Source organism: uncultured Eubacterium sp. (assembly GCF_934295145.1).
Classification (GTDB): Bacteria; Bacillota; Clostridia; order Lachnospirales; family Lachnospiraceae; genus Eubacterium_I.
This window is the reverse complement of sequence record NZ_CAKRAS010000007.1, coordinates 36,927-50,930: the sequence shown is the minus strand read 5'-3', so window position 1 is coordinate 50,930 and position 14,004 is coordinate 36,927. Positions and strand designations below refer to the sequence as shown.

At 43.6% G+C, this 14,004-nt stretch carries 12 protein-coding genes; 10 read left to right on the top strand and 2 right to left on the bottom strand.

The window, feature by feature from the left end; genetic code table 11:
- The first annotated feature begins 63 nt into the window (after positions 1 to 63).
- Genes Q0I54_RS02510 through Q0I54_RS02485 form a run of 6 tightly spaced genes read left to right on the top strand, consistent with a single transcriptional unit; the run spans position 64 to position 4,873 of the window.
- Complete coding sequence (locus tag Q0I54_RS02510; RefSeq protein WP_296116164.1) at positions 64 to 1,065, top strand: lipoate--protein ligase; 1,002 nt, start codon at positions 64 to 66, stop codon at positions 1,063 to 1,065.
- Between the two features lie 16 nt (positions 1,066 to 1,081).
- Positions 1,082 to 1,828: an MBL fold metallo-hydrolase gene (locus Q0I54_RS02505; protein ID WP_296116162.1), complete on the top strand. Its 747-nt coding sequence runs from the start codon at positions 1,082 to 1,084 to the stop codon at positions 1,826 to 1,828.
- Entirely contained in the window at positions 1,822 to 2,769 is a 948-nt protein-coding gene (locus tag Q0I54_RS02500; protein ID WP_296116160.1) for a lipoate--protein ligase family protein, read from the top strand. The genes Q0I54_RS02505 and Q0I54_RS02500 overlap by 7 nt, the downstream gene beginning before the upstream one ends.
- 25 nt (positions 2,770 to 2,794) lie before the next feature.
- Positions 2,795 to 3,046, top strand: a complete 252-nt coding sequence (locus Q0I54_RS02495; protein ID WP_296116158.1) for a biotin/lipoyl-containing protein — start codon at positions 2,795 to 2,797, stop codon at positions 3,044 to 3,046.
- A complete protein-coding gene (lipA, locus tag Q0I54_RS02490; protein WP_296116157.1) occupies positions 3,043 to 3,906 on the top strand; it encodes a lipoyl synthase in 864 nt (287 codons plus the stop codon). Before Q0I54_RS02495 ends, lipA begins: the two co-directional genes overlap by 4 nt.
- A complete protein-coding gene (locus Q0I54_RS02485) occupies positions 3,893 to 4,873 on the top strand; it encodes a lipoate--protein ligase (protein ID WP_296116155.1) in 981 nt (326 codons plus the stop codon). Before lipA ends, Q0I54_RS02485 begins: the two co-directional genes overlap by 14 nt.
- A gap of 168 nt (positions 4,874 to 5,041) precedes the next feature.
- On the opposite strand, the gene Q0I54_RS02480 is transcribed toward Q0I54_RS02485, so the two are convergent.
- A complete protein-coding gene (locus Q0I54_RS02480; RefSeq protein ID WP_296116153.1) occupies positions 5,042 to 6,973 on the bottom strand; it encodes an FAD-dependent oxidoreductase in 1,932 nt (643 codons plus the stop codon).
- A 286-nt stretch (positions 6,974 to 7,259) separates the two neighbouring features.
- Between Q0I54_RS02480 and Q0I54_RS02475 the strand changes: the two genes are divergently transcribed.
- Positions 7,260 to 8,321, top strand: a complete 1,062-nt coding sequence (locus tag Q0I54_RS02475) for a GntR family transcriptional regulator (protein WP_296116152.1) — start codon at positions 7,260 to 7,262, stop codon at positions 8,319 to 8,321.
- A gap of 105 nt (positions 8,322 to 8,426) precedes the next feature.
- On the opposite strand, the gene Q0I54_RS02470 is transcribed toward Q0I54_RS02475, so the two are convergent.
- Positions 8,427 to 10,559: a sigma-54-dependent Fis family transcriptional regulator gene (locus Q0I54_RS02470; protein WP_296116150.1), complete on the bottom strand. Its 2,133-nt coding sequence runs from the start codon at positions 10,557 to 10,559 to the stop codon at positions 8,427 to 8,429.
- 210 nt (positions 10,560 to 10,769) lie between these two features.
- Between Q0I54_RS02470 and Q0I54_RS02465 the strand changes: the two genes are divergently transcribed.
- From Q0I54_RS02465 to Q0I54_RS02455, 3 genes are read left to right on the top strand one after another with little or no spacing between them, the layout of a single operon-like run.
- A complete protein-coding gene (locus Q0I54_RS02465; protein WP_296116148.1) occupies positions 10,770 to 11,807 on the top strand; it encodes an alcohol dehydrogenase catalytic domain-containing protein in 1,038 nt (345 codons plus the stop codon).
- Positions 11,808 to 11,847: 40 nt separating this feature from the next.
- A complete protein-coding gene (locus tag Q0I54_RS02460) occupies positions 11,848 to 12,216 on the top strand; it encodes a hypothetical protein (RefSeq protein WP_296116147.1) in 369 nt (122 codons plus the stop codon).
- Between the two features lie 3 nt (positions 12,217 to 12,219).
- Positions 12,220 to 13,734 (top strand): sodium:solute symporter, encoded by a 1,515-nt coding sequence (locus tag Q0I54_RS02455; RefSeq protein WP_296116145.1) that lies wholly within the window; start codon positions 12,220 to 12,222, stop codon positions 13,732 to 13,734.
- Positions 13,735 to 14,004 lie beyond the last annotated feature (270 nt).

Genomic DNA, 14,004 nt, shown 5'->3' with positions numbered 1-14,004 from the left:
ATGAGGTTCAGGTACAGATAGAAACAGAAAAGAAAGTCAGATAAAAAAAAGGAGATATAGTATATGAGAAAAAAAGTAGTTTTTATAGAAAGTAATTCAAATGATCCGAGATTTAATCTGGCACTGGAGCAATATGTATTTGACGAGATGCCAACAGATCGTGAGTATTTCTGGTTATGGCAGAATCATAATACTATTGTGGTCGGAAAACATCAGAATACGGTACAGGAGATTAATCATGAATATGTGAAAGAACATGACATTACCGTTGTGCGCAGACTGTCCGGAGGTGGTGCCGTGTATCATGATATGGGAAATGTGAATTTTACCTTTATCGCAGATGCAGGCAATATGGAGCAACTGAATTTGCAGGCTTTCTGTCTGCCGGTTGTAAACACGCTGGAACAGATCGGTGTCAAAGCAGAAGTCAGTGGCAGAAATGATATCACCATTGACGGAAAGAAATTCTCCGGGAACTCTCAGTATATCAAGCATGGACGCATCATGCATCACGGAACATTGATGTTTGATTCAGATCTGTCCGTGGTGTCTAAAGCTTTGCAGGTGTCCAGTGATAAATATGAGTCCAAAGGATTCCAATCCGTCAGAAGCCGTGTGACGAACATCAGACCGTATGTGCCGGGAGATATGGGCATGGAGACCTTTAAAAGCATCCTGAAAAAATACATGGTATTTGGCAGTGATGTGGAAGTATATCATCTAAACGAAGAAGACCTGACGCGTATCCGCAAGATCCAGGAGGAACGTTACAATACCTGGGAATGGACCTATGGTGAATCACCGGAATTTACCGTACACAAAAAGCGCCGGATCGAAGGATGCGGACAGATCGAAATCCATATGAACGTGGAACAGGGCTGTATCAATCAGTATCGCAGTTATGGAGACTACTTTGGAGACGGAGATACAGAGGAATTGCAGGAACTGTTAAAAGGTTGTCATCTGAATGAACCGGCATTGCATAACCGGCTACATGGATTTGATCTGGAATCATGTTACCGTCATCTGGATCAGAATGCTTTTATTCAGTTGCTGATCGCATAGAGAGGATAAAAAACAGATGAAAACAGAAATTTTTCATGCAGGGAATGCTGGGCTGTTCTTTTACCGGGATGGAACAGGAATTTTAATTGATGGAATTTATGATGGAAGTAATGTTGGCATGTCCGCCATGCCAGAAAAGTGGAAGGGGGACTTGGAACAGTGCAAAGGAATCTGGCAGCATGTAGATGGACTTTTGTTCACCCACAGACATCCGGATCATTATCATGAAAAGATGACAGAGGCATATATGGATATGTTATCTATGCAGAAGAAAACGGTTATCACTTATGCGCCTGACTGGGAAAAAACCAATGCAATGTACCGTGATCTGGGTGATGGTATGAAGCGGATACGGATTAAAAATGCTGAAATAATTACAAGAAGGACAATGCATGATGGTGGACCATGGAAATGTGATCCACATGAATCATTTTTGGTCAAAATGGGAAATGAAACCTTCTTTGTGGCAGGAGATGCAGCACTTCTGCTGGATGATGCAAAAGCCTTTCGCAAGTATGCCTATCGGATCAATGCAGCATTTGTAAATCTGTATCAGCTGGGAGGCTTCGGTGGAAGAAAGTGCGTGGAGCAGCTTGGCGCGGATCGTATCTTTCTGTATCATCTGCCATTTCACAGTGATGACAGCTGCTATTACTGGCTGCTTGGCACACAGGCGGCAGAAGGGTTTTCAAAACGATATGGGATTCCGGTGGAAATAATGGAGCATATGAGCTGGATGGACGGGGAGAGAATGATATGTTGACAGTATATAACAGTTCGAAAGATCCATTTTATAATCTCGCATTAGAGGAATACATTTTTATGAGATATCAGAAGGATGATATTTTTTATCTGTGGCAGGACAGACCGGCTGTCATAGTGGGCAGTTATCAGAATATCTGCCGTGAAGTAAACATGAAAAGTTTGATAGACCGGAATATCCCAGTGCTCAGAAGAATCACCGGAGGCGGGACCGTATATCATGATCTTGGAAATATAAATTATACGCTGATACGGAATGCGGGAGACAATCCGGATTATGATATGTGTCTGGAACCGGTAATCCGGGCACTTATTGCACTGGGAATACCGGCGGGCAAAAACAGATCCTGCGACATCTCTATTGGCAGTCAGAAAATATCCGGCAGTGCACAGCGGATGGTCAGAAAACGTATCCTGCATCATGGAACGCTTCTGTTTTCGTCAGATCTTGAACTGTTGGATGAGATCACAACGCATCATAAAAATGAATGTTTCCAGTCACATGGAACAAAATCTGCAGTCTGTCAAGTGACAAATATCAGTGAGCATCTGTCAGAGGCAATGACACTGGAAGAATTTCAGGAAAAACTACTGGAGGAGGTGCTGCCTGCGGATACGAAAAGGATCCACCTGGGAATGTCCCAGGTGGCGGAAGTGCTGCAACTGAGGGATAAGAAGTATCATAGCTGGGAGTGGATCTGGGGGCAGACACCGGCTTTTACTTATGAAAAGAAAGGAATGTATCGTGGAAAACCAATCCGGGTTTCCTATCAGGCGAAGAAAGGAATGATTTGTGCGTTTGCGCTACAATCCGAATGGTTCAGAGAATCGGAGGCAGAGATGCTCTTTCAGGGAGCCAGACTGGATCCGGTTGGATTTTACGAATCCTGTGAAAAACTTGGTGGAGAATATGCAGATGAACTGATGGAACTGCTGATGTAACAAAATATGGAAAGTGAGGAAATAAATGATGAAAAAGGAAGTAAAAATGCCAAAACTGAGACCGGAAATGAAACGTGGCGTGGTATGTGCCTGGATGAAAGAAGAAGGGGAAACCGTGCGTGCCGGAGAACCGCTGTTTGAAGTGGAAACAGATAAAGTGGTGAATCAGATCGAAGCTCCGGAGGATGGCATTTTAAAACAGCAGCTTTGTGAAGAAGGAGATACCATAGAGGTGGATGCTGAGGTAGCTGTACTGGAAGTGGAAGGAGGAAAATGATGGAGCGAAAACCAGACTGGCTGAAGGTACGGTATAATCAGAATGCAGTTCAGGAAGTGGCGGAACTCATGAGAGATCTGAACTTAAATACGGTATGTAAAGAAGCGAATTGTCCGAATCTGGGAGAATGTTACCAGAAGCATACCTCGACATTTATGATACTTGGAAGTATTTGTACCAGAAACTGCCGTTTCTGTAATGTAACGACTGGAAGACCGCTTCCACCAGATTCGAAAGAGCCGGAGAATGTAGCTGAGGCGGCAAAGAAACTTGGTCTGCGTCATGTAGTGCTGACCTGTGCGACCAGAGATGATCTGCCGGATGGCGGCGCGGAACAATTTGCGCAGACTGTTATGGCAATTCATGAAAAATGTCCGGGGACGACCGTAGAAACGTTGATCTCAGATATGAAAATGAATACAGAAGCGTTGGATGTGGTGCTGGATTCCAGACCGGATGTACTGAACCACAACGTGGAAATGGTACGTTCACTGCAGAAAGAAGTTCGTCCACAGGCAGATTATGAGAGATCTCTGCGGGTGCTCCGGTATTGTAAGGAGAAAAAACCGGCATTGCTTACGAAAACAGGATTCATGGTAGGACTGGGGGAAACAGAGGAAGAGATTTCAGAACTGATGGACGATATTCTGGAAACCGGATGTGATATTCTGACGATAGGACAATATTTGCAGCCAACGAAAGATCATTACCCAATGGCGCGGTATGCTACACCGGAAGATTTTAAGCGTTACAAAAATATGGCATTACAAAAAGGATTTCAGCATGTGGCATCCGCTCCTCTGGCACGCAGTTCTTATCGTGCATGGGAGGTATTGGAGGGGCAGCATGATCTATATTGAAACAGGATCTGCGGATGTATATTATAATTTCGCATTGGAATATTATTTTACTGTGGAAAAAATACTGCCGGATACGGTTTTTCTGTTCTGGCAGACAACACCGACATTGATGGTTGGAAAATTTCAAAATGTTCTGGAAGAGATCAATAAGCCTTATGCGGATGAGCATGGGATACATATTGTTCGGCGGATGAGTGGGGGAGGAACAATCTATACAGATCTTGGAGGCTGGCAATTTACCTTTATACAGAAAAGATCAGACCGGGAAATAGAATTTCAGGAGTATATCGAACCGGTTATTGATGCATTGAGAGAACTTGGAATATACGCATCATTTAACGGGAGAAATGATCTGACGATTGACGGACGAAAATTTTCCGGAAACGCACAGTATCGTCTTGGAGAGTGTACGGTACATCATGGTTCGTTGCTGTATCAGACTGATATTGATCAGATGGTTGCATCTACAACGGTGGATGATTATAAAATATTGTCCAAAAGTATAAAATCTGTTCGTGACAGGGTGACAAATATTGCAGATCATATGCAGAATCCGATGGAGGCAGAGAAATTTAAGTGGCAGATGGTGAAATTCATAATGCACGGACGGACAGACACTTATATTGTGACGGAAGAAGACAGGCAGCGGATCCGTCAGATCGCAGAAGAAAAGTTTCACAACTGGGAAAGCATTTTTGGAGCATCCCCTAGATTCAATATCGAAAGAACCGGAAGGTTTGCGGGAGGAAAGATGCAATTTCAACTGGAAATCAAAAAAGGACAAATCTGCAATGCGGCAGTATATGGAGATTTTTTTGCAACTGTGGATGCAGAAAAAATCTGCGGGGTTCTGATCGGGTGTAGATATGATCGAAAAGTTATATTGGAGAGATTAAAAAAACACGATATGGAACATGCGGTATACGGAATCACAGCAGAGGAAATCGCGTCACTGATTGCTGATTAGGTATATGGCGGAAATTGATAAAAGAGTAGAATAACAGGAATAAAAAACAGCCCGATCAGAAAATATTCTGACCGGGCTTTGAATGTGCAGTGATTTGGAGAAGAATATGTCAGCTTTCGCTGATCAGAATCACGTACCAAGTCTCACGTGCGTTCGACTTGAACTGTATTATATTGTCAATGCTGCGGTATAACCTTCTTTGATGGCATCTAGTGCATTGCCCGGTTTTAATGCGTCTCCGACGTATACAACCTCAGAAACGAGAGATTCTAGCGTATCTTTTAATTCGGTATTGGCACGCATGCCGACAGCGGTAATTACATAGTCAAACGGTCCGAGAATCTGCTCATTACCGCCAAATTTTACAGTAATGGTATGATCTTCGTTGATGGTTTGTACAGCGGTACTTTCATGAATATCAACACCATGCTCTGCAAAGGATTTCATCAGGAAACGCTTCATATTACCAGGTTCCTCTGCAACAATCTCGGGAAGCATCTCGATGATGGTTACCGGGTTGCCATGGGTAGCAAGGAAATTGGCTGTCTCACCGCCAACCAGACCGCCACCGATGACCGCTGCTGAACCGTTTACCTGAAGTCTGCCTTCCAGAAGATCAACAGCACTTACGACGAAATCCTGATCTTTGCCAGGAAACGGTGGAACAAACGGATGACTTCCGGTTGCGACAACTACCGTATCCGGCTTATCTGCAGCAACAATTTCCGGTGTCAGTTCCGTATTATAGAGGATGGTTACGCCAAGCTTTTCCAACTGAGTACGCTGCCATACAACAAAAGCAGAAATCTCACCTTTCCAAGGTGGAACTGCAGCTGTCTTATACATGCCGCCAAGATGATCAGATTTTTCAAATATCGTAACGGTATGTCCGCGCTGTGCCAGTACAATGGCTGCTTCTGCACCGGAAGGACCGCCGCCGGCCACATAGATATTTTTCTTTGTCTCAGCTGGGGTGATTTGCAGCTCATCTTCCATAACAGTACGTGGATTTAAGGTACAGCTACCATGAAAACCGCTGTCAATTTTCTCTGTACAGCCCTGAAGACAGGCGATACAGGTGATAATATCTTCAAAATGTCCACACAATGCTTTGTTTGGCATATGAGGATCGGCCAGAGAGGCACGTCCCATATAACAGGCATCAGCCTTTCCACTGCGGATAATACTTTCTGCTACCAGTGGATCATTGATACGTCCAACCGTTGTAACCGGAATATCAACGACTTTACGGATTTCCTCAGCGTAGTGGGTTAGCCATCCATGTCCCATGACAGCAGGTGGAACCTGCATATACCAGGTTTCGTAAACGGCCACAGATACATTCAGGGAATTGATGCCGGCTTCTTCCAACATAATTGCCATAGCTTTGGTATCTTCGATGTTTGTGCCACCGTCGGTACATTCTTCTCCGGAGATTTTATAATCAATCGCAAAATCGTCACCGCATTTTTTACGGATATTTTTAATGATTTCCACCGGGAAACGCATGCGGTTTACAAGGTTTCCGCCATATTTGTCCGTACGTTTGTTGGAATAAGCGGAAGCAAATTCACAGACGAGATATCCATGGGCACCATGGATCTGTACACCGTCAAAACCAGCCTCTTTGGCACGCAGTGCAGCATCACCGAATTTTTCAATCATGTCGTCAACTTCCTGCGTTGTCATTTCATGCGGAAGTGCTTTTTTTACCGGACATGGAATCGGAGACGGAGCCCATACCTGACATCCTGTGATCCATTCTTCAGTCTGGCGTCCACCATGATAGATCTGTGCGTAGATTTTGGCACCGGCAGCATGTACGCGGTCCGTAAGTTGTCTGTGTGACGCAATCTGATAATCTGCCCATAATCCCGGAACATATTGATATGTTCTTCCGGTCGGGTCGACAGCATAATCTTCTGTAACGATCAGTCCCCATCCGCCTTTTGCCTTTTCTTCATGATATGCGATGAACTTTTCGGTCGCTGTACCATCTTCGTTACAGCAGTTCATGACCATCGGAGAAACGATAAACCGGTTTTTGATGGTAACCGGTCCTAATGTAAGCGGTGTGGACATCATTTTTAATGTTGCCATAATTTGTATATACCTCCCTTTTTGATTTAGACTTGTAAATATATCGTTAGTTTTGCAAGTCACCTGTTTAATGCAGTCATATTACCATACAAATTTCGTAAAAACAATAGATAAGTATACAAATAAATGCATACAACTCAATGTTTGGTGACTTCTAACATAAAATTTGTGGGAAAAAAGTTCAAAATAATCATACAAATTTGAAAAAGTAGTTGTATAGTAAGACTAAATGCTATATGATAGAACTAATAAGAATGGTGAAATTAATGAAAAGAAAGGATAAAATATGATACGTTTTAAATACAGTGATCTTGCAGTATGGCTGAGAGAGCAGATTATTGCGGGCGTCTACAAAGATGGTGATCGTATTCCCACAGAGACAGAACTGGCGGAACACTTTGGAGTCAGTCGGGATACTGTAAGAAAAGGAATCGCAGTGCTGGAAAAAGAAAATATGGTTTATAAGGTAAAAGGAAGCGGCACCTATGTGCACACATCGGGGTATCCGATCGTATCACCGGAAAATGCCAATTCTAAACGGATAGGCGTGCTGATGAATAATATTGATAATTATATTTTCCCGGCGATTGTACAGGGAATTAATAATGCGCTGGATAAATGTGGTTATACAGCAGTCTTACAGTTTACAAACAACCGGATCTCACAGGAACGAACTGCTCTGGAAGATTTTTTGTACGGTGATTTTGCTGGATTGATCATTGAACCTGCCAAAGCAGCGTTGCCGCAGCTCAATTATGATTTGTATCAGCAGATTGCAAATACTAAACCGGCGATATTGCTGCATGCCAAGATTCCAACGCTTCCGATATCTGCCATTACGACAGGGGATGAAGAAGCAGGATTTAAATTGACAGAATATCTGTTGAAAAAGGGACACAGAAATATTGTGATCATTTGTAAGCTGGATGAACAGACCGGAACAAAGCGCTATCTTGGTTTTGTAAAGGCGTATCAGAAAGCCGGGATTGAAATAAGGGACGAGAATATATTTTGGTATAACAGTGATGATCTGCTGGCAACCTTTACGGATCCCTTGAATGTGAGGTTATTTACAGCATTATCCACCTGTACGGCGGTGATCTGTCAGGATGATATGGCAGCATTGCATTTGAGAAGATATCTGAAGCTGCACAGTGTTTTTAATCAGAACATTGAAATTTGCGGTTTTGATGATTCTGATATTGCAAAAGAGCAGGGGTTTACTTCTGTTGCTCATCCAAAAGAAAAATTTGGGGAATATGCGGCGATGCGTCTGCTGGAGAAAATAAAAGATCCTTCATTGGATGTATCTTTTGATTTTACTCCGAAACTGGTAATAAGAGAGTGATAATAACAGAAATGGTATAAGTAAGATTAAGATAATATAAGAAAACGGGGTGTCCATTGCGGACAGTCCGTTTTCTTATATTATTTTGCCTGAAATATGGTGATTTTACCAGACACGGAATGTAGTCAGATCGATATTGTATTTTTTGATTTTGCGGTATAGCGTTCGGCGCGGAATATGAAGCCGTTCAGAGACGCTCGGAATATGTCCATGTTCTTCCCGTAATACTTGAATGATCATGGCACATTCCTTGGCCGGGGAAAGCGGCAGGGTGGATTCCGCAGTGGCATCAACTGGAGCGGCAGATGTCTCAGGCTTATGCATGGAAGAAGCAGTAAATGGTGATATTGCAACTGCAGAATCAGGAACAGCCTGAGGTGCTGTGTAGTAGTCGTTTATCAGATCGGGGTCGGAATAATCAGAAGGCTCTGTGGAGATCTGATGATCCACATGCAGAAACAGTTTTAAAATCTGACTGGAAGAGATCGTTCCGTCCGCTGAGGAACAGATCACCCGTTCTACCATATTTTCCAGTTCCCGGACGTTTCCCGGCCAGTTGTAGTTCAGCATCAACTGTCGGTCTTCCGGTGTAAAAAAATTCAGATCCAGTTCGCCGGAAGTATGCGATTTCGTAAAGTGATCAATCAATGGAGAGATGTCTTCTTTACGGTAGCGCAGTGGAGGAATCGTGATGGAGAGTACATTTAAACGGTAATAGAGGTCACTTCGGAATTGTTTATTTTGTACTGCTTCTTCCAGGTTGGAGTTTGTAGCGGCAATGACACGAACGTTGATCGGAATCGGTTTCTTGCCACCGACACGGATGATTTCTTTATTCTGTAATACACGAAGTAGTGTGGTTTGCAATTCCAATGGCATATCGCCGATTTCGTCCAAGAAGATGGTTCCGTCTTCTGCAAGTTCAAATTTACCCGGGGCACCGTTTTTTTGCGCACCGGTGAAAGCACCGCCCTCGTAACCGAAGAGTTCACTTTCAATCAGATTTTTTGGCAGGGCGGCGCAGTTAATCGGAAGAAACGGCCCGTTTGCCCGGTTGCTGGCGTTGTGCACCGCCTGAGCCAGCAGGTCTTTACCGGTTCCGCACTCTCCAAGGATTAGCAGATTGGAATCATTTTTTGCAGCCAGTTCCCCTAATTTTTTTACCTGTTTCATACTCAGAGAGTCGCCGATGATCGTATCAAAAGTGTATTTTGCCGAAAAATGACTGATACTGTTGACTAGTTTGTAAATATTCTGACGCTTGTCGATAGTCAGGATCAGATTCTGCGATTCGGAGTCACAACAGGATACGTTGATCAGGATTGCCTGTGATTTACCGGAAACGGTTGTGATGGTTGCTTCCTGATTGTAGATGCTTTTGGTTGTCTGGATAATCGTATCGGTCATCTTACGGCTGCCTAACAGCTCATACAGGGACAGACCGGTGAGACTTCTGCCCGGCTGAAACATGTCAAGTGCTTTTTTGTTATACTGAATGACCGTTCCGGCGCGGTCGATCAGGAGCACTGCATTGGAGAGGGAATTCAGCATCAGGTTCAGGTTATTATTTGCTGAGGCAAGCTGTCTTGCGTAAATCCGGAGGGAAAATTCTTTCTGAATGCCGTCTGCGGCCGCTGTGATCATGCCAAGGGAATGTGCCGAGGTAAGATTGCAGGGGCCGATTAGGGACAGGCATCCGATGAGCAGACCGTTCTGGTCATGCAGCGGAGCCGCGCAACAGGCGTATTCCTGATTGCATTCCAGAAAATGTTCTTTGCCGTATACTTCACATGGTTCATCAATGGCAAGGCACATGGCGATACCGGAAGTCCCCGTAGCATTTTCGGAACGGCGGCAGCCAATGCGCAGACCGGTTTTTGTGGCCTGATTGCGGATTTTGCCGTCATCCGTGATCAGATCGAGGATATATCCGTCTGCATTGGCAAGTGCCATGGCAAAATTGGTTCCTTTAATGTAGGGAAAAAATCCCGCCATATGTGCGTGGGCAGTCTGGATTAGATCGTGATTCTGTTCCAGAAGAACCTGCAACTGCTCTGCAGGGAGCGAAGTATGGATTGGAACGAGTGGATCGATGCCATAAGCGATAGATCTTTTCCAGGAGGCAAGGATTTCGGGACGGAGTGTATCCAGGGTCTGAGGAAGCGGAGTGCCGTCTGCGATGTACTGTTGCCAGTAATTTCCGGTCGTATTTGCGTATTCGTCAGTGTATGTAATCATAAAAACCTCCTTGTGCCAAAAAAAAGACAATGATGTGACATGAACGCAGTTATCTTGTAAAATTATGACACGAATTTGGCAGATGGTCAAGGCGAAAAAAGACAAATTTCAGACAAAAAACAGAAAAAAACAGGATTTTATCTGGTAAAGCAGAAAATGGCACACGAATTGCTTTAATAGTAAAACATAAAATAAACAGAGGAGGTAGTAATGATGGAAATGAAAGCTGTCGTATACGAAGGACCGGGAAAATATTCAATCACAACCAGACCGGTACCGGAAATCAAGAGAGAGGATCAGATGCTGGTAAAAGTGCTGGCTGCAAGTATTTGTGGAACGGATGTACATATTCTTGCAGATCCGCCTGAGTATGAGGCTACACCTGGAATTGTGTTAGGACATGAATTTGTAGGTGAAGTTTTAGAAGTTGGTTCAGGGGTAAAAACTTTTAAAGCAGGGGATCATCTCATCTGCGACAATAACTTACAGTGCGGCGTTTGTCCGGATTGTCAGGAAGGCAACTACAACGTATGCTCCAATGTGAAGGCAATGGGCGTACAGATTGACGGTGTATTTTCGCAGTATGCTGTGATTCCGGAATCATCTGCAGTAAAAATTGACAGGGATGTTCCGTTGGACCGTGCGATTTTTGCGGAGCCGTTAAACTGTGTTATGGGCGCAGTGAAGAAACTGAAAGTAATGCCGGGTGACAACGTAGTGATCCTGGGCGGCGGACCAATCGGAATGTATTTTGCAACCTTGTTGAAAATGAGCGGTGCGGGAAAAGTTCTCGTATCGGAAGTGTCAGAGTTCAGAGCAGAGTATGCGTTAAAGAGTGGCGCAGACCGTATCATCAATCCGATGAAAGAGGATCTTGCAGCAGAGGTAAAGAAAGAGACGCATGGTCGCGGCGCAGATATCGTAGTAGATGCCGTTGGTGTTCTGGTCAATGATGCAGTAAAATGTGTAAAACCGGCAGGTCAGGTATTATTATTCGGATTAAATCAGAATGCGAGACAGGAAGTCTGTCAGTCAGACTGGACCAGACAGGGTATTACTATTTATGGAAGCTTCATTGGCTGTTACACATTGCAGACCGTAGGAAAAGTTCTGGAGAGCGGTGCAATCAACTTTGATCACCTCATCACACACAGACTTCCGCTGGAAGACTTCGCAGAAGGTCTGGCAGCAATGAGAGAGGGAACGGCATTTGAAGTAATTTTATATCCTTGGGAGGATATTCGCTAGAGAAAAATTTTGGTATATATAGAGATGGAGGGACTTTTGAATGATTACCACAATATTTATGATACTGGGCATTTTATTTATATTAAATGGGATATCATCCATGGGAAATTCCAGAGTTGTGGAAAAAGTTCGGGCGCAGATGCCGCAAGGCTGTGATATCTTCTTTGGTGGTTCCAAGGGGCTTCTCTTCCTTTCTTCTACAGATGCCCTGGTAGCCGTCTGGCGAAACGGAAAGATTGCAAAAGCGTATTGCATCAAAAGCGGATGGCTTCGGAAATCAAAGTCGAAAGACCTTCATCTCGATGGCTATAAGATGGAAAAAATTTCAGACTATATGGGGAATTTGAAAGGTCAGGAACAGAAAGCCTGTTCCATGGCGCTCCGTCAGTATATGAGAAGGAGAAAATAACGTATGAAAACAGGAGTTATCGTATTTGTTGTATTGTATGAAGTGATTACAATCGCGCTGGTAATGATTTTACTGGCAAGACAAAATAAGAAAAAAGGCAACCAGGATGAGTCCTTTGCTCTTGGTGGAAGGAGTCTTGGTACATGGGCAATCGGAACGACCATGTGTCTGACACTGTTAGGCTCAGGACATTTGACCGGTACATGGGAAGGTTCCTTAAGTCTTGGTGCTACACAGATCTGGCATGTTATGGCAAATGGATTTGCAATGGCACTGGGTGCTTACACGATTTATCGTTGGGCACGTCGTATGCGTATCACAACAACCGGTGAAATCGCAACAAAACTATACTGTTCAGAACTGGCAGTACTGATTGCGGCAGTCAACATCGCAGTATGCTGGGCTGTTACATCTTTTGAAACACAGGCACTTGGAATTATCATCAATTCACTGACTGGTATTCCGTTAAAAATTACAGTACTGGTAGCTGCAGTCATTGGATATTGTTACTGTGTATTCGGTGGAACCAAGCAGGTTGCCATGTTAAATATCATTAATGTAGTTATTCTTTATGTAGGTATGTTTGGAGCCCTGATCTTCGTAATCGCCAAACTCCCGGGACACAACTTTAGTTCGGTTGCAGATTATTATGCATCCCGTCCAGCGGAATATCCGAACTTCCTGTTATTTACAGGTGGTAAAGAGCACTTTCTGAATGTAGGTATTCCAATCCTGATCGCACCGTTCTTTGCTCATATTTCCGGACAGCAGACCATCCAGACTGCAGCATCCGCAAAGAGTGAAAAAGCATTAAAGAGAATCGCATGGTTCGTAGGACCAATGAACGTAATTATCGGCGCAATTTCCATTTGTCTTGCAATGACAGCACGTCAGATGCCTGAATTTGCTGCTTTTGATAACAAACTTGTAACAACACAGATGTTATTATCCCTGATTCCACCATGGTTTATTGCAATCCTGTTTGCAGCATTTGTTGCAGCACTGCTTTCATCTTTCGGTGGATTCCTGATGGGACCGTCTACCGCGATCACTGTAGACTTTATCAAACGTTTCTATAAAAAAGATATGACTGAGAAACAGGAAGCAAATTACATTCGTCTGTTCATCACCATCGGTGCAGTGATCTGCTGTATCATGGCTCAGACCTTACCGACCATCGTTGTCATGTTTACATGGATCTATTCATTCATGATTCCGGTAGCGTTACTCTTTATTTTTGGTATGTGGTGGAAACGAAATGCAAAAGTCGGCGTACTTACCTTTGTTATCAGTTGGATTGTAGCAACGTTCTGGACATTTGGAACAAGCATTCTTGAGAAAGCACATTTGGAGAATATCCATGTAAGTTATGTGATCATTGTAACAAGTCTTCTGGTTCTTATAGTCGGAAATCTTGTATCAAAAGACAGCAAACCGGGTTACTTCAAGAGCAAAGAGTGGTATGACTCTGAGGAATATCGAATCTACTGTGAAGAGAAAGCAAGAGGCGACGCATAAGACAGAATGGGAGGAAAGATATGTTATTTATAGATATCGCATTGAAAGCAGTTGGAATTCAGATCATTTATGCGGCAATCGTTGTAACAATATTTACAATTGCTGACAAAAAGAACAAACACAAAGATCAGTAGGAGGAATGGCAAATGCAAAACGAATTAACATTATGTGCAATCCTGATTGTGGTAATGGCATTCTTTATGGTGCTCGGCATGGTTGGAATCCGAAAAGAAAAAAGAGAACAGAAGCTCGAGGAACAGAAATAATAAA

Bases quoted from the DNA above. Each gene is read 5' to 3' on its own strand.
- Q0I54_RS02465 (WP_296116148.1), top strand. From the start codon at position 10,770: ATGATGGAAATGAAAGCTGTCGTATACGAAGGACCGGGAAAATATTCA.
- Q0I54_RS02455 (WP_296116145.1), top strand. From the start codon at position 12,220: ATGAAAACAGGAGTTATCGTATTTGTTGTATTGTATGAAGTGATTACA.
- Q0I54_RS02505 (WP_296116162.1), top strand. From the start codon at position 1,082: ATGAAAACAGAAATTTTTCATGCAGGGAATGCTGGGCTGTTCTTTTAC.
- Q0I54_RS02510 (WP_296116164.1), top strand. From the start codon at position 64: ATGAGAAAAAAAGTAGTTTTTATAGAAAGTAATTCAAATGATCCGAGA.
- Q0I54_RS02495 (WP_296116158.1), top strand. From the start codon at position 2,795: ATGATGAAAAAGGAAGTAAAAATGCCAAAACTGAGACCGGAAATGAAA.
- Q0I54_RS02485 (WP_296116155.1), top strand. From the start codon at position 3,893: ATGATCTATATTGAAACAGGATCTGCGGATGTATATTATAATTTCGCA.
- Q0I54_RS02500 (WP_296116160.1), top strand. From the start codon at position 1,822: ATGTTGACAGTATATAACAGTTCGAAAGATCCATTTTATAATCTCGCA.
- Q0I54_RS02460 (WP_296116147.1), top strand. From the start codon at position 11,848: ATGATTACCACAATATTTATGATACTGGGCATTTTATTTATATTAAAT.
- Q0I54_RS02480 (WP_296116153.1), bottom strand. From the start codon at position 6,973: ATGGCAACATTAAAAATGATGTCCACACCGCTTACATTAGGACCGGTT.
- Q0I54_RS02470 (WP_296116150.1), bottom strand. From the start codon at position 10,559: ATGATTACATACACTGACGAATACGCAAATACGACCGGAAATTACTGG.
- Q0I54_RS02475 (WP_296116152.1), top strand. From the start codon at position 7,260: ATGATACGTTTTAAATACAGTGATCTTGCAGTATGGCTGAGAGAGCAG.
- lipA (WP_296116157.1), top strand. From the start codon at position 3,043: ATGATGGAGCGAAAACCAGACTGGCTGAAGGTACGGTATAATCAGAAT.